Genomic DNA, 591 nt, shown 5'->3' on the forward strand with positions numbered 1-591 from the left:
GCGCCGTCGGCGTCGGGCTCTTTGGCGTAGGCGCCGTCGCGGTAGTTGTCCGCGGTCCGCAGCGGGCGGCCCAGCGCGTCGAGGGTCTCCGTCACCCGACGGCCGTCAGGCGTGGCCGTGACCGTGACGGTAGGGGAGGGGTAGGCGATGCGGGTGGTCTGCGGCTTGTCGGAGTCCGGCAGCACCGTGTGCACGGAAGGGCGGCCCTGGCGGTCGTACTCCGTACGCGAGACGACCCGCCCGCCGGGGCCGGCCTCCTCCAGCACGGCGCCGGTGGCCAGGTCCACCACCCGCGAGGCGGAGGTCTCGGCATCCGTGCCGGGCGCCACGGTGGCGGTCTCGGTCAGGCGCCCGTCCTCAACGGTCCGGCTGACCTCAGTCTTCAGCTCGCCCGGCCCCTCACCCCGGCCCTCCCCACCGGCGCCGTCGGCCCAGCTGACCGTCCCGGAGGCAATCTGCCCGTACTTGTCGTAGGTGAAGGCGGTCTGCTCTCGGGCGGCGAGCTTCCCGCTGCTGTCTGCGGTGCGGGTGACGGTCCCGGTGACCGTGCGCCGGTCCGCAGCCAGGGTGTTGGAGGTCTCCTGCAGGACC

At 74.1% G+C, this 591-nt stretch carries 1 protein-coding gene; it reads right to left on the bottom strand.

Annotation, left to right across the window (positions count from 1 at the left end; genetic code table 11):
* On the bottom strand, positions 1 to 591 hold a 591-nt coding region (locus tag IF89_RS39515; protein WP_043194929.1), incomplete at both ends, for a hypothetical protein.

Origin of the sequence: Streptomyces sp. NRRL F-2664 (assembly GCF_000719345.1) — a bacterium.
In the GTDB taxonomy this organism is placed as follows: Bacteria; Actinomycetota; Actinomycetes; order Streptomycetales; family Streptomycetaceae; genus Streptomyces.